22 protein-coding genes are annotated in these 25,510 nt (G+C 72.1%); 10 read left to right on the top strand and 12 right to left on the bottom strand.

The window, feature by feature from the left end; all coding sequences use genetic code 11:
* Nucleotides 1-4 precede the first annotated feature (4 nt).
* Together queE and queD are read left to right on the top strand one after the other, a co-directional pair.
* Nucleotides 5-643 carry a 7-carboxy-7-deazaguanine synthase gene (gene queE / locus AB0F58_RS27000; RefSeq protein WP_357148599.1) on the top strand — a complete coding sequence of 213 codons (639 nt, stop codon included), beginning with the start codon at nt 5-7 and terminating at the stop codon, nt 641-643.
* Nucleotides 643-999, top strand: a complete 357-nt coding sequence (queD, locus tag AB0F58_RS26995; protein ID WP_357148596.1) for a 6-carboxytetrahydropterin synthase QueD — start codon at nt 643-645, stop codon at nt 997-999. Before queE ends, queD begins: the two co-directional genes overlap by 1 nt.
* 102 nt (nt 1,000-1,101) lie before the next feature.
* Here queD and AB0F58_RS26990 read toward each other — a convergent pair whose 3' ends face one another.
* The 3 genes from AB0F58_RS26990 to rsmI all read right to left on the bottom strand — a co-directional run bounded on the left by AB0F58_RS26990 (nt 1,102) and on the right by rsmI (nt 7,889).
* On the bottom strand, nt 1,102-4,503 hold the full coding sequence (locus tag AB0F58_RS26990; RefSeq protein ID WP_357148593.1) for an MFS transporter: 3,402 nt from the start codon (nt 4,501-4,503) through the stop codon (nt 1,102-1,104).
* Nucleotides 4,500-6,446, bottom strand: a complete 1,947-nt coding sequence (locus AB0F58_RS26985) for a hypothetical protein (protein ID WP_357148590.1) — start codon at nt 6,444-6,446, stop codon at nt 4,500-4,502. Before AB0F58_RS26985 ends, AB0F58_RS26990 begins: the two co-directional genes overlap by 4 nt.
* Nucleotides 6,447-6,971: 525 nt before the next feature.
* On the bottom strand, nt 6,972-7,889 hold the full coding sequence (rsmI, locus tag AB0F58_RS26980; RefSeq protein WP_357148587.1) for a 16S rRNA (cytidine(1402)-2'-O)-methyltransferase: 918 nt from the start codon (nt 7,887-7,889) through the stop codon (nt 6,972-6,974).
* Between the two features lie 353 nt (nt 7,890-8,242).
* Here rsmI and AB0F58_RS26975 point away from each other — a divergent pair, with 353 nt between their 5' ends.
* Together AB0F58_RS26975 and AB0F58_RS26970 are read left to right on the top strand one after the other, a co-directional pair.
* Entirely contained in the window at nt 8,243-9,004 is a 762-nt protein-coding gene (locus AB0F58_RS26975; protein WP_357148584.1) for a PIG-L family deacetylase, read from the top strand.
* Nucleotides 9,001-9,966: a methyltransferase gene (locus tag AB0F58_RS26970; RefSeq protein ID WP_357148581.1), complete on the top strand. Its 966-nt coding sequence runs from the start codon at nt 9,001-9,003 to the stop codon at nt 9,964-9,966. The genes AB0F58_RS26975 and AB0F58_RS26970 overlap by 4 nt, the downstream gene beginning before the upstream one ends.
* Nucleotides 9,967-10,181: 215 nt before the next feature.
* Here AB0F58_RS26970 and AB0F58_RS26965 read toward each other — a convergent pair whose 3' ends face one another.
* From AB0F58_RS26965 to AB0F58_RS26955, 3 genes are all read right to left on the bottom strand, one after another.
* The gene (locus tag AB0F58_RS26965) at nt 10,182-10,748 is read right to left on the bottom strand and encodes a PepSY domain-containing protein (RefSeq protein ID WP_357148578.1); all 567 of its coding nucleotides are present in this window, start codon (nt 10,746-10,748) and stop codon (nt 10,182-10,184) included.
* A 117-nt stretch (nt 10,749-10,865) separates the two neighbouring features.
* A complete protein-coding gene (locus AB0F58_RS26960) occupies nt 10,866-12,191 on the bottom strand; it encodes a HAMP domain-containing sensor histidine kinase (RefSeq protein ID WP_357148575.1) in 1,326 nt (441 codons plus the stop codon).
* Nucleotides 12,188-12,886 carry a response regulator transcription factor gene (locus AB0F58_RS26955; RefSeq protein WP_357148573.1) on the bottom strand — a complete coding sequence of 233 codons (699 nt, stop codon included), beginning with the start codon at nt 12,884-12,886 and terminating at the stop codon, nt 12,188-12,190. The genes AB0F58_RS26960 and AB0F58_RS26955 overlap by 4 nt, the downstream gene beginning before the upstream one ends.
* Before the next feature lie 102 nt (nt 12,887-12,988).
* Between AB0F58_RS26955 and AB0F58_RS26950 the strand changes: the two genes are divergently transcribed.
* Nucleotides 12,989-13,489: a septum formation initiator gene (locus AB0F58_RS26950; protein WP_357148570.1), complete on the top strand. Its 501-nt coding sequence runs from the start codon at nt 12,989-12,991 to the stop codon at nt 13,487-13,489.
* Between the two features lie 284 nt (nt 13,490-13,773).
* Here AB0F58_RS26950 and AB0F58_RS26945 read toward each other — a convergent pair whose 3' ends face one another.
* Complete coding sequence (locus tag AB0F58_RS26945; protein ID WP_357148567.1) at nt 13,774-15,294, bottom strand: non-reducing end alpha-L-arabinofuranosidase family hydrolase; 1,521 nt, start codon at nt 15,292-15,294, stop codon at nt 13,774-13,776.
* Between the two features lie 292 nt (nt 15,295-15,586).
* Between AB0F58_RS26945 and AB0F58_RS26940 the strand changes: the two genes are divergently transcribed.
* Together AB0F58_RS26940 and AB0F58_RS26935 are read left to right on the top strand one after the other, a co-directional pair.
* Nucleotides 15,587-16,012, top strand: coding sequence for a VOC family protein (locus AB0F58_RS26940; protein ID WP_357148565.1), 426 nt, complete (start codon nt 15,587-15,589; stop codon nt 16,010-16,012).
* A 110-nt stretch (nt 16,013-16,122) separates the two neighbouring features.
* Nucleotides 16,123-17,178, top strand: coding sequence for a hypothetical protein (locus tag AB0F58_RS26935; RefSeq protein ID WP_357148562.1), 1,056 nt, complete (start codon nt 16,123-16,125; stop codon nt 17,176-17,178).
* Between the two features lie 228 nt (nt 17,179-17,406).
* Here AB0F58_RS26935 and AB0F58_RS26930 read toward each other — a convergent pair whose 3' ends face one another.
* The 3 genes from AB0F58_RS26930 to AB0F58_RS26920 are packed head-to-tail and all read right to left on the bottom strand — an operon-like array spanning nt 17,407 to nt 19,830.
* The gene (locus AB0F58_RS26930; protein ID WP_357148559.1) at nt 17,407-17,871 is read right to left on the bottom strand and encodes a hypothetical protein; all 465 of its coding nucleotides are present in this window, start codon (nt 17,869-17,871) and stop codon (nt 17,407-17,409) included.
* Entirely contained in the window at nt 17,846-18,520 is a 675-nt protein-coding gene (locus AB0F58_RS26925; RefSeq protein WP_357148556.1) for a sigma-70 family RNA polymerase sigma factor, read from the bottom strand. Before AB0F58_RS26925 ends, AB0F58_RS26930 begins: the two co-directional genes overlap by 26 nt.
* Entirely contained in the window at nt 18,517-19,830 is a 1,314-nt protein-coding gene (locus tag AB0F58_RS26920) for a S8/S53 family peptidase (RefSeq protein WP_357148553.1), read from the bottom strand. Before AB0F58_RS26920 ends, AB0F58_RS26925 begins: the two co-directional genes overlap by 4 nt.
* A 173-nt stretch (nt 19,831-20,003) precedes the next feature.
* Here AB0F58_RS26920 and AB0F58_RS26915 point away from each other — a divergent pair, with 173 nt between their 5' ends.
* Nucleotides 20,004-22,622 (top strand): CHAT domain-containing tetratricopeptide repeat protein, encoded by a 2,619-nt coding sequence (locus AB0F58_RS26915; RefSeq protein WP_357148550.1) that lies wholly within the window; start codon nt 20,004-20,006, stop codon nt 22,620-22,622.
* Nucleotides 22,623-22,737: 115 nt separating this feature from the next.
* Here the strand turns inward: AB0F58_RS26915 and AB0F58_RS26910 are convergent, their stop codons facing one another.
* On the bottom strand, nt 22,738-23,241 hold the full coding sequence (locus AB0F58_RS26910) for a hypothetical protein (RefSeq protein WP_357148547.1): 504 nt from the start codon (nt 23,239-23,241) through the stop codon (nt 22,738-22,740).
* 326 nt (nt 23,242-23,567) lie between these two features.
* Between AB0F58_RS26910 and AB0F58_RS26905 the strand changes: the two genes are divergently transcribed.
* On the top strand, nt 23,568-24,671 hold the full coding sequence (locus tag AB0F58_RS26905; RefSeq protein ID WP_357148544.1) for a DUF4185 domain-containing protein: 1,104 nt from the start codon (nt 23,568-23,570) through the stop codon (nt 24,669-24,671).
* 121 nt (nt 24,672-24,792) lie between these two features.
* Nucleotides 24,793-25,146, top strand: coding sequence for a hypothetical protein (locus tag AB0F58_RS26900; protein ID WP_357148541.1), 354 nt, complete (start codon nt 24,793-24,795; stop codon nt 25,144-25,146).
* A 91-nt stretch (nt 25,147-25,237) separates the two neighbouring features.
* Here AB0F58_RS26900 and AB0F58_RS26895 read toward each other — a convergent pair whose 3' ends face one another.
* Nucleotides 25,238-25,474, bottom strand: a complete 237-nt coding sequence (locus AB0F58_RS26895; RefSeq protein ID WP_357148538.1) for a hypothetical protein — start codon at nt 25,472-25,474, stop codon at nt 25,238-25,240.
* Nucleotides 25,475-25,510 lie beyond the last annotated feature (36 nt).

The following is a 25,510-nucleotide window of genomic DNA, read 5'->3' as shown; positions in this document are numbered from 1 at the left end:
CGGCGTGTACCGCATCAAGGAGATCTTCTACACCCTCCAGGGCGAGGGCACCCATGCCGGCCGGCCGGCGGTCTTCTGCCGCTTCACCAGTTGCAACCTCTGGACCGGGCGGGAGGAGGAGCGGTACCGGGCGGTCTGCCGGTTCTGTGACACCGACTTCGTCGGCACCGACGGCCCCGGTGGCGGTCGGTTCGCCACCGCCGCCGAACTGGCCGCCGCCGTCGCCGCCGCCTGGCAGGGCCGGGCCCACCCGCGCAGCCGCCCGTACGTGGTGTGCACCGGCGGCGAGCCGCTGTTGCAACTCGACGAGGCGGCCGTGACCGCCCTGCACGAGGCGGGCTTCGAGGTCGCGGTGGAGACCAACGGCACCCGACCGGCACCGGCGGGCATCGACTGGACCTGCGTCAGCCCCAAGGCCGGCGCGGAGGTGGTGCTCACCCGGGGCGACGATCTCAAGCTGGTCTACCCCCAGCCGGGAGCGGAGCCGGCCCGCTTCGAGCACCTCGACTTCGCCCACTTCATGCTTCAGCCGATGGACGGCCCGGACCGGGTCGCCAACACCGAGGCCGCGGTCCGGTACTGCCTGGAGCACCCGCAGTGGCGGCTGAGCCTACAGACCCACAAGTACATTGGAATCGCCTGATGGAGATCTTCCGGGAATTCACCTTCGAGGCCGCACACCGGCTGCCGAACGTGCCCGAGGGGCACAAGTGCGCCCGCCTGCACGGTCACTCGTACCGGGTGGCCGTGCACGTCAGCGGCGACGTCGACCCGCAGGCCGGCTGGGTGATGGACTTCGGCGACCTCAAGCAGGCGTTCGAGCCGGTGCGGGATCGACTCGACCACCACTACCTGAACGAGGTGCCGGGGCTGGAGAACCCGACCAGCGAGGTGCTCGCCCGCTGGATCTGGGACCGGCTGGCCGACCGTCTGCCGTTGTCGGCGGTGTCGGTACGGGAGACGTGCACCTCCGGCTGCGTCTACCGGGGCGAGAGCTGACCCGTCCGGCGGCGGCCCGACCGCCCCGCGCGTCCCCGTACGACGAAGGGGCCGGACCACCGCGGTGGTCCGGCCCCTCTCCGGTGCGTGTCCCCTCCGGGATCAGCTGACCCGGTCCCCCTGCTCGGCCATCGGGGTCTCCCCCGCGGCCGTCGTCATCGGGGCGTCCTGACCCGTCATCGGGGCCGACGGCTTCGCCATCATCTGCGCGTCCGTCATCTGCTCCGTCCGCAGCTCGGGCGGCAGCGGATGCAGCGGATGCAGGCCGACGATCTGCAGACGGCCCGGGAAGACGTTCAGCCGACCGAAGTCGTCCAACCGGTTGCTGGTCTTCACGATCGACCGACGGTGCTGCCGGGTCTCCTCCAGGATCTTCTCCCGGGCCACCGGGTTGAGCTGCTCCCCGGTCTGCGGATCGCTGCTCGCCTTGGCGTGCCCCGGTTGGGCGAAGTCCGGCTCGCTGGCGCGCAGCCAGGCGGCGGTGTCCTCCCGGATGCTGTCCGCGAGCTGGCGGACGGCCGTCCCGTGGTCGACCCCCTCGTCCCGGGCCTGCCAGTACCGGTACACCCGGGCGGCGTGCCCGATCATGCCGGTCGTCGAGCCCCGGCTGAGCAGGAAACTGCCGTTGCCGAAGGAGTCACCGGCGACCACGCAGTTCGCCGCCACCAGCGCGTCGCGCCCGATCCGTTCCACGTTGCTGACCAGCTTCGGGGTGGCGAGGCTGAGGGTACGGACGAGTTCCCGACGCGGGATCTCGGTGAGCAGCGACACCTGGTCGAGGAAGTAGTCCCGGATCAGGTACCGGTGCGCGCCGAAGTACTCGACGGAGTCCCGACGGGTGCCCGCCGGCACCATGCCGGCCTGGATCGGGTCGAAGGTCCGGTAGTCCGGAACCTCCAGAATCGTCCAGCCGGTCTCGCTGAACCCGTCGTGCCCGAGCGTCATCTGCCGGACCCAGTACTCGTTGCCCTGCTTGTCGAAGGCGGAGGCGATGCGCTGGCGGGAGTTCGCCGCCACGTTGACGGCGATCAGTCCGACGATGTAGTCGGCCTGCGCCAGGATCGGACCACGACCGTCCTGATGGTCGATCGTCACGCGTTCCTGGGTGAACCCGAGCCGCTTGGCGTCGGTGCTCTCCACCCCCTCGGCCACCATGATCAGTCCGGGCGTGCCCAGGTCGATCAGTTCGGTGCCCCGGGCCCGGATCCGCCGGTAGGTGCCCTTCTCGTCCAGCTCCCGGATCGCCTCGATCTTGACCTGGAGCCGGCCGTCCGGGCTCCGGACGAGACCGTACTCCTGCGACGCTTCCCGACGCAGCCGGCGCTGCCAGCCGGTCGGTCGGCTCGGCTCGGCCACCCGGTGGTACGTGAAGAGCCGGCACCGCGGCTCCCGACCGGCGTCGAGGTCCATCCGCTCGATCTCCTCCAGGTACCGGCGGAGCATGATCAGCAGATCCTCCGCGTTGACCTGGAAGGCGGGGTCGTCGGCGAAGACGTCCTCCATGCTGCGGCCGACGGTCTCCGCGCCGTGCTCGGTGGACGGGGCCGGCGGGTGCGTCACGGTGACCGAACGGTGCGGACTGCCGTCCATCCACCGGTCGTCGACGAACTCCGCCTTCTCGACGTGCCCACCGACACAGGAGTCGGCCCACCCGTAGAGGATCTCGTCGGTCCGGGCCGCCGCGCCGTCCTCCGCGTCGGTCCGGTAGAAGACCTCGTGCAGGATGAACGGCTTGCCGTCGATCCGACGGGGAATGCCCTCCTCGCCGTACCGCTCCACCATCAGCCGGTCGATGACCGCCAGATGGTGGTAGATGTCGGCACTGACCTTCCACTGCATCAGCGTCAGGTACGGGTCACCCCGCAACTCGACGCCGACCGACCGCCGGCCCATGGCGATCGACCAGAGCATCGCCATCATGTTGGTGCCGCCGAGACCCACCGCGAGGAAGTCCGGATCGGTCGCGCCGGTCGGGTCGACCTGCCGGTTCGGCGACCTCGAGGACGTCTCGTCCAGCGAGTCGGGCGCGGTCTTGGGCACCTCGCTCTCCACCGCGAAGATGGCGAGCAGCATGGCGGCCACCATGGTGCCGAAACCGACCAGGAACGCCATCTGGAAGCCGTCGGTCAGGGCGACCGCCGACGTCTCGCCCCGGGAGAGGGCGGACTCGGTGACGTTGGCCGCCACCGGGGCCAGCACGGCCAGGCCGATCGCCGAGCCGAGCTGCTGGGTGGTGTTGAGCAGGCCGGACCGGGTACCGCTGTCCTTGAGGGTGGCCTCGGCCAGGGCGATCCGCAGCACCGGGGGCGTCGCCAGACCGGAGCCGGTCCCGATCAGCAGGACGGCCGGCAGCACGTCGACCCAGTAGTTGCCGTCGGCCGGGATCCGGGCGAGCAGCAGCAGGCCGAGCGCCATCAGCCCCATCGCGGGCAGGAGCAGCGTCTTGGCGTCCTGCTTCCGGGCCAGCCGGGGAGCGATCTTCAGCGAGCCGACCCCGATGGCGACGGCCGCCGGCACGAACGCGAAGCCCAGCTGCATCACCGTGAACCCGAGGACGTTCTGCAGGTAGAGCGCGCAGAGGAAGAACATCGCGGTCGGGCCGGCGACCATCAGCGCCAGGACCACGTTCGACCAGGCGACGTTCCGGGCACGGAGCACCTCGGTCGGCACCAGCGGGTTACGGGCCCGCCGCTGCCAGAGGACGAAGCCGGCCATCAGCAGCAGCGCCAGGCCGCCGAGCAGTGCCGTCCGGGCCCCGCCGGCGTCGGCCTGCACGATGGCGTAGACGGTCAGCATGAGCGAGCCCACCAGGGCCAGCGCGCCGATCCAGTCGATGCCCTCGCCGGCCGAGGCGTCCCGGACGTTGTCCAGCAGCCGGACGGCCGCCACGATGGTGACCAGCCCGATCGGGACGTTCACGAAGAAGATCCAGTGCCAGCTGAGCGACGCGGTCAGCGCCGCGCCGGCGAGCTGGCCGAGCGCGGCTCCCGAAGCCGCCACGAAGGCGTAGAAGCCGAGGGCACGGGCCTGCTCCCGAGGCTTCGGGAACATGGTCACGATCATGCTGAGCACGACCGCGGTGGTGAACGCTCCACCCACACCCTGCACGAACCGGGCCACGACCAGCACCGCCTGGTCGGTCGCCAGGCCGCAGACGATCGAGGCGGCCGTGAACAGGCCGAGCCCGCTGAGGAAGACCCGCTTGGTGCCGATCAGATCCCCGAGCCGGCCGGCGAAGAGCAGGAGCCCGCCGAACGGGATGAGGTAGGCGTTCACCACCCAGGCCAGGTCGGCCTGGGAGAACCCCAGGCCTTCCTGGATGGACGGTAGGGCGACGTAGACGGCGGAACCGTCGACGACGGAGATCAGGACGCCCACGCAGAGCACGACCAGCGCGAGCTGACGCTCCCGCAGGCTCCGCAACGGCTGCGCGGTGTCGCGCAGGACGACCGTCTCTCCGCCGCCGCCGTAGGAGTCACCCCGGGGTTGGCTGAGCTTGGTCACGATGCCGAACCGGCCCCGACAGCGACGGTTTCCCGCATGTCGTCACCCATCGACGCGCCCGCCTCGCCGGAAGCCGACATCATCTGCCGCTCCGCCGGGTGGGTCGTCATGAGCGGCGGCAGTTCGCTGCTGTGCAGCCGGCCGCTGCGCACCGAGAGCCGCCGCCAGTCGGACGGGTCGAGCGGGACGAGCGAGTGCCGGTGCCGCCGGGTCGCGTCGATCGTGTTCGCCCGCTCGCCGGACGTGCGTCCGGTCTGCTTCTCGATCTCCCGGATCCGCTCCTCACCGAAGTTGATCGGCACGGCCTGGCTGAACTCCTGCGCACTGACCTGGAGCCAGCCGAGGGTGTCCACCTTGATCTGGTCGGCCAGCTCGCGGACCGCCTGCGGCTGGCTGACCCCCGCGTCGCGGGCCTGCCAGTACCGGAGCACCCGGGAGCTGTGGCCCACCATGCCGGTGATCGCACCGCCGCTGGTCATGAAGTGGCCGTTGCCGAAGGAGTCCCCGGCCACCACGCCGTTCGCGGCGACCAGCGCGTCCGCGCCGATCCGCTCGATCAGGCTGAACAGCTTCGGCCCGTACGGCGCCTGGACCTTCTCCAGGTCGGAGACGGGGATCTCGGTGATCAGCGAGACCTGCTCCAGGTAGAACTCGCGCAGCAGCTGCTGGTACGCGTTGAGGTACTCCTTGGCCCGCTTCGGCGTGCCCGGCGGGACCAGCCCGGCCAGGATCGGGTCGAAGGTCTTGAAGTCCGGCACCTGGACCAGGATCCACCCCACCTCGGGGTCGTCCTCGTGGCCCACCGCGATCTGCCGGACCCAGTACTCGTTCCCCTCGCGGTCGAACTCCGAGGCGATCCGGCGGCGCAGCCGGGCGCCGACGTGCAGCTCGAGGTAGCCGGCGAGGTAGTCGGCCTGGGCCACGATCGCCCCACGGCCGTCGTGGTGGTCGACCGCGACGTCCTCCTGCCGGAAGCCGAGGCGGTCCGCGTCGCTGCTGTCGAAGCCCTGCGCGATCATGAACAGCTCGGGAACGCCCAGGTCGATCAGCGAGGTGCCCGGCTTGCGGATCCGGCGGTACCGGCCCCGGTAGTCGAGTTCCTGGACCTCCTCGATGATCAGGCGCTTGCGGCCGTCGGGGAGGCTGACGAAGCCGTCCTCCTGCCGCATCCACTTGAGGAAGCCGTCGCCGTCACCCTCGTCGCCGACGGCGACGCGGTGCGACAGGAAGAGCCGGACCCGCGGCGTCTTGCCGGCAGCGAGGTCCATCTCCTCGATCAGTTCGAGGTACCGGCGCAGCATGATCAGCACCTCGGAGGCACCGGCCTGGAACGTGGACGGGCCGTCGAGGACCGTGACCATGTCCCGGCCGACCTTCTCGGGGTCGTGCTCGGCCGGCGGCTTCGCGGGCTGCAGGATGGTGAGCACCCGCTTCGGCGCACCGTCCGCCCACCGGTCGTCGATGAACTCGGTGTGGTGGATCAGACCCGAGACGTGCGACTCCTCGACACCCGCGATGATCTCGTCGGCGTACACGTCGCCCGGCTCGGTCACCGCGCTGTAGAAGGTCTCGCGGAGCTTGAAGAGCCGGCCGTCGCCCTTGCGGGGGATGCCCTCCTCGCCGTACCGCTCGAGCATGAGCTGGTCGATCAGACCGAGGTGGTGCCAGAAGTCCTCACGGATGTTCCAGTGCACACCGAGCGAGGGGTCACCGCGTAGTTCGACGCCGACGCAGCTACGACCGTTGGCCACCGACCACAGCATCGCCATCATGCTGGTCCCGCCCAGCCCGAGTGCGACGAAGTCCGGGTTGTGGATCCCGGTCCAGTCGATCTCGGTCTTCGTGCCACGCGGCGCCCGGGACCGCTCCGTCGGGTCGAGCGCGGTCGGCGCGCTCCCGCGCGACATGCGTTCGACCAGGGAAGCTAATCGGAGATTCTTCATGACCTTTCCTCGACTCTTGAGGTATTGGACAAATGCCAAGCAGTCGACCACCGAACGCGACGGGAATCGCCGCCATTCGATTAAGTCAATGCTAGTTAAACTGTCAAGCGGGTTGCCGCTGATCAGCCCCAGATCGGGTGCATTCACGGAGGCCTGAACCACCAGTCGCGGATCTACGCACGTCCTTGGTGCGATAGGTGCGAGTGGCGTGGCCGACCCCGGCCGCGTGCACGTCAACAGCCAGCTCGCCCGCCGCTGGCCGGTCGCATCGCTGCCGGTCTATCGCATCGCCACCTAACATCCGAGGCAACACCGGCCTCCGACTTTAACAGCGGGATCGGAGACCGTCCACATGAGCGACTCTCGGCGACCGACTCCGCCCGGAATTGGCGATCTGCCCGGTCAGGTATGCGGACGCGTCCGACACTTCGCGTATTCCCGATCCCTCCGGCATTGCACCGTCAATACCTTGACCCAGGGTGACCGGACGCGATCGATACGTTACCGCAACGCCCTCAGGTCGGACTATCCGTCGCCCCGGGCCCCGGAGCCGCCGTCGCCCGCCGCACCCGCCCCCGACCGCTGCACGGCCAGGCGTACCTGCTCGTACACCCAGTTCCGGGGCAGCCCGGTCACCTCCCGGACCACGTCCCGCACGAGGTGGGGTTCGGCACCGTGGCGCACCAGCGTCTCGGTGAGACGGTGGGCCAAGGCCTCGTCCTCGTCCGCGGGCTCACCGGGGGCACCGGCGACGACCACGGTGAACTGCCCCCGGACCACCGGCTCCGCGCCGAGGGTGGCGACCAGTTCGGAGAGGGGGCCACGGAGGAACTCCTCGTCGCCCTTGGTGAGGTTGCGGGCCACCGCCGCCGGCCGGTCCCCGAGCACCGCGCGGACGTCCTCGAGCATCGCGACGATCCGGTGCGGCGCCTCGAAGAAGACCAGGGTGGCCACGGTCGACCGGAGCGCGGTCAGGGCCGTCCGACGGGCCGCTTCCCGCCGGGGCAGGAACCCGACGTAGTGGAACTGGTGGTTGGGCAGCCCGGAGCCGATCAACGCGGTCACCGAGGCGGTCGCGCCGGGCAGGGGGCGAACCGGCACGTCGGCCTCGACCGCCGCCGCCACGAGCCGGTAGCCGGGGTCGTTGACCAGCGGCGTGCCCGCGTCGGAGACGAGTGCGACGTCCGTGCCCTCCCGGAGCAGCCCGAGCAGATGCTGGCTGCGCGACTCCTCGTTGTGGTCGTGGTAGCTCAGCAGGCGGGTGTCGATCTCCAGGGACTGGAGCAGGCGGCGGGTGTGCCGGGTGTCCTCCGAGGCGACGACGCCGACCCGGCCGAGGACCTCGATCGCCCGCAGGGTGATGTCGCCGGGGTTGCCGATCGGGGTGGGCACCAGGTAGAGGGTGCCGCCGTCGGCAGCGCCCGACCGTCGCGTTGCGTCCACCTCTGCCACCCGTCGCCCCCCGTGTCGTCGCCGCCAACTCTATAGGAGCCACCCGGCGCCGAGGTCCGGCGCGACCCCGGAGGCGATCCGGGACGGCCGGTCAGTTTTCGGCAGCCGAACGCCACGGCCGGCAATCGGAGCCGGACCGTACGGGCCGGGAATCGGCGAACCAGTCGAGCGCGCGCCATTCCGACTACACAATGTCACCAATTGAATACTTGACACCCTATCGGCGCATACTTAGGATCGAACGTCGTGGGGGCAGCCCGATATCTCCCGGTGAAGCCATTCACCGCAATTATCCGAGACAGATCCCGCCCTGCTTCCGCGACAATCGCTCGAAAGGGCGTCGAATGCCCGACCAGAACCACTCCGCGATAACGGACATCGTCGTTTCGCCACATTTCGACGACGGCGCACTTTCCGTCGCGTCGGTACTGCGCGCGGGACACTCCGTACTCCTGGTCACCGTGTGCGGCGGGACGCCGACCGACGGTGACGACGAGTGGGACCGCCTGTGCGGTTTCGAGTCGGGCCCCGCCGCCGCCGTGGGCCGCGCCGCCGAGGACCGGGCCGCCGCCGCCCTCGCCGGCCACCGGGTGACGCACCTTCCCGTACCGGACGCGCCGTACCGGGCCGACTTCCCGTCCGGGGCGGTGGTGGCGGCGCTGGCCCCCCTGTTCCACCCCGACGTGCGGGTCTGGGCCCCGGTCGGGATCGGCGACCATCCGGACCACGTCGGCACCCGCGACGCCGTGTTGACCGCAGCCGCCGGGACCGGCTGCCGGCTGTCCTTCTACGCCGACTGCCCGTACGCCTTCGGCTCCGGCTGGGACGTCCCCGACCGGACGCGACCCCCCGCCGACCAGTGGGAGCCGCAACTCGCTGCGCTGGCCCACCTCGTGGACGTGGCCAGCCCGCGGATCACCCGTCTGGACGACTCCACGATGCGGTTGAAGATCGCTATGCTTCGCTGTCACGCCTCGCAACTGGCCGGTCTCGCCGTGGACCACCCCCACTTCATGGCCTGGGAGGGACCGTTGCGCCAGGAGGTCTTCTGGCCGGCGTCCGTCCTGATCCCCGGCCCGGAACCGACTCTCGGGAGTAGCGCATGATCGTTGGAGGCTCGACCATCCAGCCGGAACGCGTCGACGCGGCGGCACTCCGGCAGCTCGGCGACGCCGCCCGGAAGGTGGTCGGCCGAGCCGAGTCGACCCCCCTCGCCGACCTGCTCGCCGGCACCCCGGTCGACCCGGACGAGCTGACCCGGGAGGTCGGCGCGGACGGCCGGCGGGCGCTGCTGGACAGCGGCATGGCCGTCGACGACGGGACGTCCTTCTCCTCACCGCTGCGCGGCCACCAGATGCACGGCGTGGTGGTGCTCAGCGACCCGGACGTCGAGGAGGAGGTGCAGCACCGCTGGTACGTCGACCCGCTCTGGGAGGCGGACCTGCTGATCCGGCTGATGCTCCGGCGCGGCGGCGCGCGCGCCCTGGACATGGGGTGCGGATCCGGGGTGCTCTCGCTGGTGCTCGCCGACCGCTACGAGTCGGTCCTCGGAGTGGACGTCAACCCGCGTGCGGTGGCACTGTCCCGCCTCAACGCCGCCCTCAACGGCCTGACGAACGTCACCTTCCGCGAGGGTGACATGTTCGAGCCGGCCGAGGGACGGTTCTCCCGGATCGTCTTCAACTCGCCGACGAACGAGGAGGGGAAGGAGTTCGTCGACCTGCTCGAGGCCGGTGAGCCGATCCTGGAGGCGTTCTTCCGCAACGTGCCCCGGAAGTTGGAGTCCGGTGGCGTGGTCGAGGTCAACCTCGCCATGAACGACTACCCCGGCGACCCCTTCCGGGAGCGGCTCGCCGACTGGCTCGGGCTGACCGAGAACGGGCTGCGGGTACAGATCTTCACCTCGCAGCGGCGGGCGACGGAGAGCGGGGGCGAGTGGAAGCGGGGCTGGCTGGTGGTCGCGCCCGGTCCGGTGGGGCTCACCGAGATCGACTGGCCGTACCACGACCGCTACGAGGAGGACCCGGACGCCCTGCTCGACGCCACCAACCGGCTCCTGGCGGGCTGACCCAACCGGGCCCGCACACACCTGGCCCCACGCCCACCCCGGATGCACACGCACCCGGACCTGCGGCACCGGGCCGGTAGGGCCCCGAAAGACCGTGGACGCGCACCGGCCCCGCCTCCCTCGACGGGAGGCGGGGCCGGTGCCGCTCGTGCGGTCAGCAGCGGGAACCCGGCAGACGGGGCGTCACCGTCGGTCCCGTCGCCGGACGGGCCGGGTCAGTCGTCGTCCCGGTCGTCGTCATCGTCATCGTCATCGTCGTCATCGTCGTCGTCGCGGTCGTCGTCATCGTCGTCCACCGGCTCCTGCTCGGCCTTGACCACGCTGCCGTCGGCCCGGTCCACGTCGACCTCGTGCTCGGTCGAGCCGTTGACGATCTCCACGCTCCACACCTTGCGGCCGCGCTCCTCCTCGGCCTCCACCTCGACGACCCGGCCGCCGCCGGCCTTGGCCAGGGCGATCTCCTCGGCACGTGCCCGGTCCACCGCGTCGCCGGTCGCCGGGGGCGTGGTGCCGGACGGCGAGCCGGGAACGCTGGTCGCCGACGGGGCCGTGGGGGTGACCGTCCCGCTCCCCGGGGTGGCCGGCGCGGTCGGGGTGGCCGGCGCGGTCGGGGTGGCCGGCGCGGTCGGGGTGGCCGGCGCGGTCGGGGCGGTGGTCGCGGCGGTCAGGGTGGTGCGACCGACCCGCTCCTCGGCAGCGGCGGCGGTGCCGATCGCCGCTCCGGTAACCGCCAGTACGGCCGCGCCGCTGACGGACGCCATGATCAGGGACTTGCGCTTCATCTCGGCGCACCTTTCCTCGGGTTCTGTCTACGAGGATGGGTGGAAACGGGATAGCGGCGCGCTGTATCGATGCTAAGACCGGGTTAAGACCTGCGCCGGCCGACCCGACCGGGGTGTTCAGGAGCTGGTCGGGGTAGCGGGTGGTGGGGCGAGCCGGAGCACCACCTCGGTGCCGCCGGCGCGGCCGGTCCGCAGCTCCAGCCGTCCGCCGCCGGACTCCGCCGCCCGACGGGCGATGTCCAGTCCCAGGCCGGTCGACCCGGCCGTACTGGCACCCCGCCGGACCGTGTCCGGCGGCATACCCGGCCCCTCGTCGGCCACACTGAGCAGCACCTCTGCCCGCGACCCGGCTCCCCGCGACCCGACGGCCGTGGCGCGCGTACCGGTGAGCCGCACGGTGAACGGGGTGCCGTCCGGGGTGTGCGCGAACACGTTGCCGAGCAGCGCGTCGACCGCCGCCGCCAGGTCCTCGGCGGACACCGCGACGGGTAACGGTCCGGACGCCAACTCGCGGTGCACCGACCGCCCGGTGTCCTCGGCCAGCACCGACCAGAACTCGACCCGGTCGGCGACCACGGCCGCCGCGTCGCACCCCGTGGAGCCGGCCACCGGCCGTTGTCTGCGGGCCTGGCGGATCAGGCCGGTCACCGCCCGTTCCAACCCGTCCACGGCGCCGGTGATCCGGGCGGCGTCCTGCGGGTCGCCCAGCGACTCGGCCTCCAGCCGCAACGCGGTCAGCGGGGTACGCAGCCGGTGCGACAGGTCGGCCACCTGCTCGCGTTCCTGGGACAGCAGCTCCTGGATCCGGCCCGCCAGGTGGTTGAGGGCGCCGGCCACCTCGCGCAGTTCGGTGGGGCCGGCGGGGGTCACCCGGGCGTCCAACTCGGCGTTGGCGAGCCGGTGCGACACCGCGGAGAGATCGCTGATCGGCCGGACCAGGGTGCGGGCCAGCCGGTCGGCCACCAGCAGCCCGATCACCACCAGCAGTACGCCGAGCAGGGCCAGCACCAGCCAGGCGCGGCCCACCCCGGCGGTCAGCTCCGCGCTCGGCACCACGGTCCGGATCACGCCGGTGCCGTCGGACCGGCCCTGCACCGCGATCACCACCTCGCGTCCGTCCGCCGACTCCGCGGTCAGGCTCTGGCCGCGCGCCGCCAGCTCCACCGCCGCGGTACGGGGTGCCGGGGTTCCGAGCACCGTGCCGTCGGGCAGGAAGACGCTGACCGGCCGGTCGGACTCGATGGCGAGCTGCTCGACGGTGAGCCGGATGGTCGCCGGATCGGCGGTGCCCACCACCGGCACCAGACTCTGCGCGTCGGCGGTCGCCCGCACCGTGGCCCGGTCCTCGGCCACGGTACGGACCAGCAGCGCGAGCGGCACCAGGAAGGCGACCAGGGTGAGCACGCTGACCGCGGCCGCCAGCAGGGCCAGGCGGGTCCTCACCCGGCCGCCTCCTCCGGAGCCGCCAGCCGGACCCCCACCCCTCGGACGGTGTGCAGGTAGCGGGGCTGCTGGGCGCTCTCCCCCAACTTCCGGCGCAGCCACGACAGGTGCACGTCGACCGTCTTGTCCGCGCCGCCGTAGGGGATCTGCCAGACCTCGGTCAAGAGCTCGCGCTTGGTCACCACCTCGCCGGGGCGCGCGGCCAGGTGGTGCAGCAGGTCGAACTCGCGCGGGGTCAGCTCGACCGGCTCGCCGTCCAGGATCACCTGCCGGGAACGCGGGTCGACCCGCAACCCGCCCACGACCAGCGTCGGATCGTCCGCCCCGGCCACCGAGGCGCCGCGCCGCAGCACCGCCCGGACCCGCGCGTCGAGCTGGGCGGCGGTGAACGGCTTCACCACGTAGTCGTCCGCGCCCGCGTCGAGGACCCGGACGATCTCCGTCTCGTCGTCCCGCGCGGTGGCCACGATCACCGGTACCGGGCTGACCGCGCGCAGCATCCGCAGGAGTTCCCGACCGTCGAGATCGGGCAGGCCGAGGTCGAGCACGACCAGATCCGGCCGGTTGTCGAGGGCGTCCCGCAGCCCGTCGAGCGCGGTCGAGGCCGCCGCCACGGCGTGCCCCCGGTCCCGCAGTGCCCGGACCAGCGGGGTCCGGATGGTCAGATCGTCCTCGATGAGCAGCAGGCGGGGCACACCTGGCAGGCTAACCCCCCGCACCGGCAGCGGCCCGGTCGTTAACCCTCCCTTATCGTCGTCCGGTGTTCGCCCCAACCGGCGATCGGGGATAGTCGGGACATGCGTCGTCCGCTGCTCGCCGTCGCCGGCTGGTTGGTCACCGCCGTGCTGGTCACCCTGGTCGGGGTGGCCGCGATCCGCCTGGTCGGAGAGAGCATCACCGGCACCCCGGGCGGCGTGCGCAGCCAGGAGGAGGTGGCGCGGGCGCTGGCCGCACCGGAGCCGACCACCCCCGGGCCCGCCCCCTCGGCCTCGCCGTCCAGCTCCGGACCGCCGCCGTCGACCGGTCCGTCCGCCACCGCGGACCTACCACCCACCGCCGCCCCGACGGCCGTCCGGCGGGCCTTCGCGATCACCGGCGGCACCGCCGTCGCCGAGTGCGGCCCGGACGGGGTTCGGCTGGTTTCCTGGGCGCCGGCGCAGAACTACCGGGTCGGCGACGCCGACCGGGGCCCGGACGACGACGTCGAGGTCAGCTTCGTCGGGCCCTCCGGCGAGCACGAACTGACCGTACGCTGCGTCGACGGTCAGCCGGTGGCCGAGAGCGGCGGCGACGACTAGCCCTCTGCCGGAGCCCAGCCGGGGCACCGACGCGGTACGGAGCCTCGCGGGGCGCGGCGGCGCACCGTGACGACGCCCCCGGTCGATCCCGCGCACTCGACCGTCTGGCGCTGCCGGTAGACGTCGCAGGCCGACGTCGGTCAGTCGTCGCGGCCAGAGTGGCCACGAGGTCCCCGGTGTTCGGGTTCGTTCTGGTGCACGAACCCGCTACCGGGGACCTCGTCATCCGACGCTCACCGACACGCCCGTGCCGGATCACCCGCTTCCGACGTCCGGAACACGGTTCAGCGCTGGAGGGTCAGCAGACCCGGCCGGTAGGGCAGCAGGCCGTAGTCGCCGCCGGAGTTGGGGGACCGGCCCTGGTAGAGCAGTTGCAGGTTGCAGGGGTCGACGGTCATGGTCTGGTCGGCGTTGCTCCGGATCAACTCGCCGTGGCTGATGTCGTTGGTCCAGGTGGCCCCGCTGTTCGCCTTACCGGCGAAGGGGTTGCTCTCGGTCGCCGCCTGCGGCGTCCACGACCCGTCCAGGCTGGTGGCGGTGAAGGAGCGGAAGTACCGGCCCTGCGCGCCGATCGCCTCGACGATCATGAGATACCGGGTCTGGCCCTGGAGCTTGTAGACCTGGACCGCCTCGAACAGGTTGTTCGTGGTGTCGCTCATGATGGTGGTGTAGTTCGAGCCGAAGTTGCCCGGGAAGTTCCCGATCGGCATGCTGGCCCGGTAGATCTTCCCGTTGTCACCGGCGAAGAAGAGGTACATGTTCGTGCCGTCCCCGATCAGCGCCTGGTCGATCGGACCGGTACCGGAGCCGGAGATGCTCCCGGTGAACAGGGTCTGCTGCGCCGACCAGCTGTTGACGTTGGTGGGGTCGGTCGAGGTCCGGTAGGAGAAGGCCGTCCCACCCCACTGGTAGGCCAGCACCCAGACGTTGCGCGGGGCGAAGTAGAACAACGACGGCGCCACGGTGGCGAAGGACATCGTGTTCTGGCTGGCCGACGCCATCTCCGACCAGTTCGAGAAGAGACCGAAGTTCATCGAGCCCCACCGCGTCCCGGTGTCGTGCGTCGTCGCGTAGACCAGGTGCCGGCCGTTGTACGGGGCGTAGGTGAAGTCCTTCAACGACACCCATCCCGACTTCGGGTTCGCCAGCGAGCCCGTCGAGGTCCAGCGGTACGTCGACGGCAGCGCACACGTACCGGGCGGCGGCGTCGTGGGGTCGCCCCCGCCGTCGACGCGGACCAGCTGCCACTGCTGGTTCGTGCCGTTCCAGTCGTCGTACTGCACGACGTTCGCGCCGTCGGCGGTCGAGCCGCCCTGCACCTCGAGGGCCCTGTTGCTGTTGCGGTTGACAAACCGCACGTGCCCGCCGTCGGAGTCGGCCAACCGGAACTGCTGGTTGGTGCCGTTGTGGTCGGTCCACTGGTTGATCGCCGCGCCGTTCGCCGTGGAGAAGTTGTAGACGTCCAGCACCTTGCCGGAGTGCCGCGACTTGATCCGGTAGTAGCCGCCACCGGAGTCGACGAACTGCCACTGCTGCTGGTTGCCGTTGTTCCGTGTCCACTGCGTGATCCGCGCACCGTCGGTCGTCGCGAGGTTGTACACGTCCAGAGCCTTACCGCTGTTGCGGTTGACCAGTACGTACCACGCGCTCGGGTCGACTGTCGCGGCGACGGCGGGCGTCGACACCACCGCTGCGGCGGCACCACCGACCACCACCGCCGTCACGCCGGCGGCGACGAACCGCAACAGCCACCCGCGCCGCCGCGTCGGTGGCGCTGTCGCTGGAGAACTACCACTGGTAGACATGATCCTCCTTCGATGACCAAGAGCCGAATGGTCCACCCGGGAACGGGCGCGCCGCGACAGGCGGTCAGGGAGGCGTGCGGCAGTGGTGTTAGCGCTAACACAGCCACCGCACGCCCCGACATGCGCCTGATCCCATCAACTCGACGAAGCAGGGTTGCCCGGTAGCCACAGCGTCGTCACCCTCAACCATCGACTGTGAGCGATAACATCGGGTACGTCAAGTCGCGGCGCCCTGGTTCCGCCAGCGCCGCGCCGGGCCGGTGCATCGCCGCGGATGGGAGAAGATGGCGGCATGCCGAGTCGTCTTGCCGTCATCGCCATCGACGCCACCCGACCACAACTGGTCGTCGACTTCTGGTGCGCGGTTCTGGGCTGGCAGGTGGTCGATCAGGATGCCGAGGTGACCACCATCGCCGCCGCCGACCGCTCCTGGCCGATGATCGACGTGGTGGCGGTGCCGGAGGGGAAGGTGGTCAAGAACCGGTTGCATTTCGACCTGCGTGCCGACGGCGTGTCCACGGCCGAGGAGCTTGACCGGCTGCTCGCCCTCGGAGCACGACCCGCCGACGTGGGGCAGTCCCCCGACGCGAGCTGGGTCGTGCTCGCCGATCCGGAGGGCAACGAGTTCTGCCTGCTGTCGCGTCCCGTCCAGGAACTCCAGGAGAGCCCCGCAGCCCTTCGGCCGAGGCGGTCCCCGTACCGAACTTTCACCATCTGACAACACGACCGACCCCGACAGGTATTTTTCTTCGTCGATCCCTCTCGGTAAGGGTGTCCACCCGGACCGGCCCCCCGCCGGCCCCGGGACCCACCACCGGGAGGAAACCCGTGACCACACGTCTGACGCCACGCGTCCGCCGTTCCGTACTCACCCTGCTCACCGCAGCGGCGACGACGTTGCTGCTCTCGGTCACCTCGGCCACGGCGGCACCGCTCGACCGTTCCGGCGACGCGGGCACCCAGGCGACACCCGTCGACGTCTGGATGAAGGACCATGCGGACGACACCGGGCTCCAGCCGCACTCGCTCAACCCGATCTGGGCGAGCCCGGACATCAAGGTCTGCCCGACCGCCGTCGAGTGCAGCGTGAGCCAGAACCCACGCGTCGGGCAGCGGAACTACATCTTCGTGAAGCTGCGGAACCCCGGCCCGTACGGCAGCCCCGTGCTGGAGGAGGGCTACCTCGAGGTCTGGCGCACGAATCCGGGCGGTGGAGCCATCTGGCCGGACCACTGGACGCAGATCGGCTGGCGGACCGTACCGGTCGCCGCCCCGGGTGTGACGACCGCCATCATCCCGTGGGACAACGTGCCCGGTCCCGGTCACTTCTGCCTGGTGGCCCGCTGGGTCTCCTTCAACGACCCGATCCTGGTGGAGGGTCCGGACATCAACATCAACACCAGGTACAACAACAACATCGCCTGGCGCAACGTCGACTCGGTGGCGCTGACCGCCGGCGGGCTGGCCCAGGTGCGGCCGTTCAACATCGGTAACACGGTGAAGCGGGTGACCCGCAACAGTGTGGTCTTCAGCGAGGAGGGCGCGCCCCTGCGCGCTGCCGGCGGCCGACTGGTGGCCGACCTCGGGTCGACGCTGTACCAGCGCTGGGTGCAGGGCGGCAAGGTGGGCAAGGGCGTCCGCGACCTGGGCCGCAACCAGATCGAGATCGTCGAGCCGGCGCAGGCCAGCCTGGACAACCTGACGTTGAACCCCGGCGAGCGGCTCGCCCTGTCGCTCAGCTTCAGCGCCACCACCGCGGTCCGGGAGCCGATCGCGGTGAACGTGACCCAGTTCGGCCCGGACAACTCCGGAGCGGAGAACGCCGACCTGGGCGGGGTCCGGTACGACATCACGGTGGGTCAGCGGACGCAGGCGATTCGCTGACGAGGGGGCGGAGCGGAGGTCGCGGCCGGGACCCGCGACCTCCGCTCCGGCGTGCCCGGCGTCCACCCGGACGGCAGCGGCCCGAATCCACGTCCGGCGCGCCACATGACGGGAGACAGGCCCACGTCAGCCGGTGACAAGGACGAGCCCGGAAGCCCGGTCAGCGCAGGCTGACCGGGCTTCCGGAGCGCGTCGGTCCCGGTGGAGCGGGGAAGGCGGGCGCCACCGTCAGCGCAGGCTGACCCAGGCGGTCCGGACGGCGTACTCGGTGGTGCTGGCCCGGAACTGCACCGGACCGGACGGTGGCACCCCCATCGAGAAGAAGCCGACCGCGTCCACCGGGGCGTCCTCGTACTGACCGGTCGCGGTCCGGGCGCTGACCCGGCCGGGGCGGGCCGGGGAGAGCTGGCCGACGATGCCGGTACCGGTCACCTCCAGCTCGACGACGACCCGGCCGCTGCGGAAGGTGAGCGTGCGCTCCGCTCCGGCGGACCGGGTCTGGCCGGCCGGCTCCCGGTCGCACGCCGAGTCGAAGGTCAGCTCGGCCAGCGCCAGTTCGGCGTCGACCGTGCGCCAGCTGAAGGCCGCCAGCGCGGCGTCCAGGAACTCCTCGGAGACCGGCCCCGGGTCGCGCAGGGCGGCACCCAACTCGACCAGCAGCGCGTCGTCACTTGCGGGCGGCCACTGCCCCATCGCGTTCACCTCCGGTCCCCTCCGCCCCACCGGGGGACAGTCGGACGTACGGGGCGAGTGCCGGGCAATCGCGCAGCCTCGCCAGACAACGGGCCTGCGTCGGGCCGACGCTGCCCACCGGCATGCCGAGCCGCTCCCCGACCTCCCGGTAACTGGCCGGCGGATCTCCGGCCAGCAGCGCGAGCAGCTCCCGACAGCGCGACGGGAGCTGCGCGAACGCGTCCCGCAACGCCTGCCGGCGCTCGGCCCGCAACAGATCCTCGTCCGGGGTGACCGGATCGACCAGCAGGAAGACCCCGACGTGCCCGTCGATCGAATCGTCGTACGGGTCGAAGGGCTGGGTGCGCCGGCCGAGCCGCAGCAGCCGGTGGCACTCCCGCCGGGTGGTGGTGACCAGCCAGGCCGGCAACGCGTGCGAGTCACGCAGCCGGCCCAGCTGTTCCACCAGGCGCAGCCAGACGGTCTGGTTGACGTCGGCGGAGTCGGTGCGGTCCAGCCCGTGACTACGGATCACCGTCGCCACCAGGGGCGTGTACCGGTGGACCAGCTCCGCCCAGGCCGACTCGTCCCCGGCGCCGGCTGCGGAGACCAGGGCGGGGGTGCCGCGTCCCGTCGTCGGGGCTCGCCCGGTCTCCTCGGACGTGCTCATCCGACCAGCACGCCGTAGCCGGGCTGCCAGATCGGGCCGGCGACGAGCAGTGCCGCGGCGCCTGCCGCGTCCAGCCCGGTGACCGTCATCAGGGCGGCGACCCGTCCGGAGACGTGGGCGGTGGCGAAGGAGGTGCCGGTCCAGGAGGCGAAACCGTGGAACGTCAGGGCCGGCTGGCCGGGCAGGTTCAGTTCGCCGTCCACGAAGGTGCTGGTCCGGTCGCCCCGGGCGGAGGCGTTCACCCAGGTGCCGCGACCGCTGTAGTCGGCCGGCACCGGGCCGGTCGGGCCCGCGCTCGCCGCCGCCACGGCCACCACGGTGTCGAACGCGGCGGGCCAGGACTTCCGGCTGGTGCCGGCGTTGCCCGCGGCGGCGACCACCGCCACCGTGCCGGGCAGGCCGGCGAGGGTGTTCGCCACCGGCAGGGGTGGCTGGTCGTCCTGGGTGAAGTAGCCCAGGGACAGGTTGACGATCGCCACCTCCGGACCGAGCCGGCGGATCGCGGCGACCAGGCTCTCCTCGTCGCCGATGCCGGTCGGGGCGAGCGCGGCCTCCGGGTCGAGCCGGACGCCCGGGGCGGCCTGCCGGGCCACTCCGGCGACGAAGGTGCCGTGGCCGCCCTGGAGGGCGAGCTGGGAGCCGCTGAGGTAGAGCGGGTCCTCGTCGTCGGTCTCCGGGAGGTAGCTGCCGCCGAGCCACTGCGGGTGGACGGTGCCGGCCCGCCGCCAGATGCCCGTGTCGCAGACCCCCACGGTCACGCCGGCGCCCTCGCCGAGCCGGTTCGGGTCGGGAGCCGGCAGGGCGGCGGCGACCCGGGGCGGCCCGCCGGGATTGCCCATGATGTTGCCGAAGCCGACCAGCACGTGGTGCGGCTGCACCAGCGGGACCGGCTGTCCGGGCCACTGTCGGGGATCACGCAGCTTCGTCACCACGCCGGGGATGTCGGTCTCCTGCTGGAACAGCAGCCGACGCACCCCGCCGAACCCGGTCACCTCGGTCACCTGGTGGCCCCAGCCGCGTAGCCGGCCCAGCACACGGGCGAGGTCCTGCGGGGCGACCAGCAGCTGCCGGGGACGGTAGAGGAACTCACGACCGGCGGTGGTGTGCTGGCGGACGGCCGGGTCGGCCGCCACGGCCGCCAGGAACGCCCGCTGGTAGGCCTGGTCGAGGTTGTCCGCTGCCCGGCCCGGACCCGGCCGGGCGAACACACCGAGCGGCACCGCCGCAGCGGCCAGCGCGGTCCATCCGACCAACCGTCGGCGGGAGACCCGACCGGGCGGACACGGCACGATGCGGTGGTCGGGCGACACCGGACCTCCAGGCGGGTGGCAGTTGCGTGGCCGGGGACGGGCGGGGTGGCCCACGGAAGTGCTCTCCGAGCAGCACAATTATCCCAGAGTATTGCCCTGTGTCAATTGTTGATCACCGTCGGTCCGGTCCTCCGTCATTGACCGGAGCGCGTCGTTCGGGGATTCTTCTCCGCATGGCCGACCGCACCGTTTCCGGTGCCGGCGCGGCACAGGCCGCCCTGGACGCGGTCCAGCGCTACCCGCACGAGGCGATCGCGACCGCCCGGCGGGTGCTCGCCGGCCCGGCGGACGCCGGTGAGCGCTCCACCGCCGACCGCGCCATCGGCCTCGCCCTGCGGGAACTCAACGACCTGCCCGGCGCGCTGCGCCATCTGCGCCGCGCGGTGCGGGCCACCGACGACCCCCGGCTCCGCGCCCTGGCCCGGATGAGCCTCGGTTACGTGCTGGCCAACGCCGGACGGACCACCGCCGCCCTGCGGGCGGTGACGCTCGCCCTTCCCCTGCTCACCGGGGCCGACGCCGGACGGGCCCGGATGCAGCGGGGCGTCGTGCTGCACTACCGGGGCCGGTTCGACGAGGCGGTGCGGGACTACGACGTGGCCGTGGAGATCGCCCAACGCGAGGGCGACCTGCTGCTGGAGGCGCGGGCCCGCAACAACCGGGGTCTGCTCAACGCCCACCGGGGCTCCGGGCGGGGTCGCGACGACGACCTGCACCGCGCCGCCGCCGCGTTCAGCCGCCTCGGACTGGACCTGGCCGCCGCCGACGCCCGCTGGAACAGCGGCATTGCCACCGGGCAGCGCGGCGACGTGGCCGGCGCGCTGCGCTGCTTCGCGACCGTCGACGCCGAGTACCGGCGGCTCGCGGTGCCGCGCCCGGCGCTGCTGCTGGACCGGTTCGAACTGCTGCTGTCCGTACCGCTGATCGACGAGGCGGTCGACGTGGCCGCCACCGCCGTGACCGAACTGCGCCGACAGGGGATGGTGTCGGACCTGGCCGAGGCGCTGCTCGCCCGCGCCCGGGCGGCGCTGCTCGCCGGGGACCTGTCGACCGCCACCGAGGCCGCGGCGGCGGCCCGCAGCCGGTTCCGGCGGCAGGGTCGCCGCACCTGGGCCACCTTTGCCCGGCACGTCGAGCTGCGGGCCGGGTACGCCCAGGGCAACCGGTCCCCGGCCCTGCTCGCCGCGATGGTGCGCACCGCCGACCAGCTCGACGCGACCGGCTGGCCCGGACCGGCCCTGACCACCCGGATCGAGGCCGCCCGGCTCGCCACCGCGCTGGGGCGCACCGGTCGGGCGGCCGGGTTGCTGGCGACGGCCGCGGACTCCCGACGCCGGGGCACCGCGTCCCGCCGGGCGCAGGGGTGGTACGCGCTGGCCCTGCGGCACCGGCTGGACGGCGACGAGTCCGGGGCGGCCCGCGCGCTGCGCCGGGGACTGGCGGTGCTGGACGGGCACCGCGCGTCGCTCGGCGCGACGGAACTGCGCGCGCACAGCGGGGCGTACGGGCAGGAGCTGGCCGCCGAGGGGCTGGACATCGCCGTCCGGCAGGGCGCCGCGACCCGGGTGCTGGCCTGGGCGGAACGGTGGCGGGCCAACGCGCTGCGGATGCGACCGGTCTCCCCGCCCGGAGACCCGGACCTGGCCACCGCCCTGACCGAGCTGCGGATGGTCAGCACCGCGCTGGAGGACGCCCTGCTCACCGGCCATCCGGTGCAGGCGTTGCGGCGCAGCCAGGCCCGGTTGGAGCAGCGCATCCGGGAACTGGCCCGGGGTGTGGACGGCGGGGGTGAGGTGCTCCGGCCGCCCGGCGTACCGGCGCTCGCCCCGGCGCTCGGGGACGCCGTCCTGCTGGAGCTGGTCGCGCACGGGGACCGGCTGCGCGCGGTCCTGGTCCGGGACGGCCGGGCGACCCTGCACGACCTGGGGCCGCTCGCCGAGGCGGTGCGGGTGGCCCGGCTGCACCGCTTCGGGTTGCGGCGGCTGGTCACCACCGGCGACGGCGCGGACGCTCGGGCCGGGGTGGCGCACACCGCCGCCACGCTGGACCGGCAGCTCTTCGACCCGGTACGCCGTCGGCTCGGCGACCGTCCTCTGGTGATCGTGCCGATCGGCGCGCTGCACGCCGTACCGTGGGCGGGGTTGCCGACCTGCGCGGGCCGGGCGGTGACCGTGGCGCCCTCCGCGACGGCCTGGTTGCGGGCCGCCGGCCGGGTGGGGCCGGTCGGGCCGCCGGTACTGGTGGCCGGGCCCCGGCTGCCGGCGGCCGAGGACGAGGTACGCCAGCTCGGCACGGTGTTGCCCGGTGCCCGCCCGTTCACCGGAGCGGTCGCCACCGCCGACGCGGTGACCGACGCGCTGAACGGGACAGGGCTGGCGCACATCGCCGCACACGGCCGGTTCCGGGCGGACAATCCGCTGTTCTCGACGCTCGAACTGGCCGACGGTCCGCTGACCGCCTACGAGTTGGAGCGGCTGACCAGCCCGCCCGGCTGTGTGGTGCTCTCGGCGTGCGACTCCGGTCGGGCCGCCGTCCGGCCGGGCGACGAGGTGATGGGCTTCACCGCGGTGCTGCTGGCGCTCGGCACCCGCAGCCTGGTGGCGACCGTTCTGCCGGTGCCCGCCGATCTCACCACCGCGCTGATGCTGGACCTGCACCGACGGATGCGCGGCGGGGCCGGACCGGCGGTGGCGCTGGCCGGGGCGCAGCGGGCGTTCGCGGGCGGCGACGGTGTGGGAGCGGGGGCGGCGCACGCCACCGCCGCCGCCTTCGTCTGCTTCGGCGCGGGGTGACCGACGCGCCCCGCACCGGTCCCGGCCGTCGCGGCGGGCCGGACGGGTGGTCGGGACCGGGACACGCACCACGACCGGCCGGCACCGGTGACGGTGCCGGCCGGTGCACGGCGGGTCAGCAGCCGCAGCTGTAGAAGAGGATGTCCCAGTGGCTCCCTTCCTTGGTGTAGAGGTTGCCGGAGGGGGCCCGGTACTGGTAGCCGAAGCCGGAGATGTACCCGACGTAGGTGTAGTGCGCCGAGATGTAGTTCTGGGCGCAGGTGGTCAGTCCGATGTCGACCTTGTAGCCGTTCCAGTGGCTGTAGGTGCCGCCGGCGTGGCCGGTCTCGGTGCCGGCGGTGATGGTGACGGCGCAGCCGCTGGCCCGCTTGAACGTGATGATCCCGTCGATGGTGGCCTGGCGGATGCCCTCGAAGGAGGTGCAGGTGGGGTTGTTCCGGTCGCTGCATCCGCCGCTGGAGGTCCAGGAGACCCCGGCCGCCCTCAGCTGGGACGTGGCGCTGGAGTGGCTGATGGCGAAGGCCGGGCTGGCCAGACCGAGGGCGGTGGTCACGGCGGCGACGGTGGCGACCAGCAGGGTGAGCAGGCGACGACGCGGACCGGGTCGGGTGGGGGACATGGCTCTCCCGTTCGCGAGGGGTGGAATTCTGCGAGATGACAAGCCGGCTTGTAGGATTCCTACCAGACATCGATGTGCATGACTATGTGGCGCTCCCACATGGTCCGGTCCGCCCCAGGTGAACCCGCTTCGGCCGGCGGCGTCGACCGGCGCCGGCGGGGCGGACTTCGTGAAGAGGATCGATCTTTTCCATTGACATTTGTCACAGTCTGGCTCGACACTCGTCCGCAGTCGGCGTCCCCACCGGCACCCGGCCGGCGGGAGCCCGCTCCGGAACCGGAGGACCGCCGGCCGACGAGACGGTGGGCGTTCGGAGAGGACGAGTCATGGGAATGAGGCGCCGATCACTGCTCGGCCGGATCGCCGTGGTCGGCGCCGCCGGGATCGCCGGTTCCGCCCTGACGCTGCCCGGGACGGCCCAGGCCGCCACCTGGAAGAAGCGGCTGACCGGCGCGGACCTCGACACCAACAGCCGCTGGCGGGTGGCCGGCACCGACCTGGGCATTCCGTACGTGCTGGAGAACGGATCGATCGGCTACCTCTTCGGCGACACCTTCGACACCCCGTGGCCGGAGGGGCCACCGCTGCCGAACGACTGGCGTTCGCCGGTGATGCTGCGCTCCAACGTCCACCCGGGAGCGCCGGGCGGGGTGGTCTTCGACAGCGCCGCGCGGGTGGCCGGCAACGGTCGGGCACCGGAGCTGATGCACAACGGCCACAACGGCATCGGCATCGACGGGCTCTGGGAGGTGACCGTCATCCCCAACGACGGCATCAGCTTCCCGGAGACCGGCCGGCAGCTCATCTCGTACATGAGCATCGAGAACTGGGGCGGGGCGCACTGGAAGACGCGCTACGCCGGACTGGCCTACTCCGACAACGGCAACGACTTCGTCCGTACGCCGCTGAAGTGGTGGAACAGCCCGGACAACAAGGACCCGTTCCAGATGTGGACCATGCAGCGCGACGGCGACTGGGTCTACGTCTTCTCGGTACGCTCCGGACGGCAGGACGGCCCGATGATGCTCCGCCGGGTCCGCTGGGACCGGCTCTTCTACCCCGAGTCGTACGAGGGGTGGGGCTGGAACGGCACGAACTGGGGTTGGGGTCGGCCCTGCACGCCGATCCTCACCGGCCGGTTCGGTGAGCCCTCGGTGCGCCGACTGGCCGACGGGACGTGGGTGATGTCGTACCTCAACTGCGCGACGGGCTGCATCGTCACCCGGACCGCCACCGGCCCGGACCGGGTCTGGACGGCGGAGAAGATCCAGGTCACCAGCTGGCAGGAACCCGCGCTGTACGGCGGCTTCATCCACCCGTGGTCCAGTCGCAAGGCCAACGACCTGCACCTGATGGTGTCCAAGTGGACCCGGACCCCCGACGGTCGCAGCACCGCCTACCACGTGAGCCAGTTCGTCGGTACGGCCTGACCGACGGGACACCACCCGGTCCGAACTCGACCAGACCCAAAGTCATGACATTTTCGTGTTTCGCGACTCCCGTCTTTGGTATTGACTGGAGCAGATGTCATCGACGACGGAAGGACGACAGATGCGCAAGCACCTCGCCGCAATCGGGTTCGCCTCGGCACTCGCCGGGCTGCTGGCCGTCGCCACGCCGGCCACCGCCGCGCCGGGCGACTCGGTCAGCGGGCAGCCGGGCGGCTCGCCGATCGTCGCCGCGACCTGCGAGTGGGTGGTCACCTGGCCGTCGGCGGGCGTGTACGAGCTGCCCACCCGGCAGGACCCGGCGCTGAAGGTCAAGAACTCCGGCGACCGGGTCGGCGGCGGCTACTGCATGGAGCACTACAACACCAGCGAGCTGGAGTGGTACGTCTCCGTGTCGTGCAGCTGCGCCAGCGACGGGATCGGCTGGATGCGCCGCAACGCGCTCCGCGCGGCCTGATCCGGCGCGCGCTCCGGCCCCGTCCGTCAGGGACGCGCGGGGCCGGGGCGCACCGGCTCCGGGCACCGACCTCCCGACCTGCCCGAGATCCTCACCGGGACGGCATCGGCGCCGGCTCGGCGTCGCGCATCCGCTCCGGGCTCCAGTAGGAGTCGTCCGGCGACGGCAGGCGGGTGCTGGTCGTACCGGTGTCGCCGACCGCTCCCCCGGTGGACCCGGGCTGTTCCCCCGGCCCGGACCGGCGGGCGGCGACCACCCCGGCCACCACGACGGCGACCAGGACGACGGCGACCGCCGCTCCCGCCGCGGCAACCCAGCCACGTGTCATCTCGGCTCCTCTCCACGACCCGCCGCCCGCCACCGG

The organism is Micromonospora sp. NPDC023956, from assembly GCF_040639195.1.
In the GTDB taxonomy this organism is placed as follows: domain Bacteria; phylum Actinomycetota; class Actinomycetes; order Mycobacteriales; family Micromonosporaceae; genus Micromonospora.
Note: the sequence above shows the minus strand (reverse complement) of the source record. Positions and strands in the feature narration are given on the sequence as shown.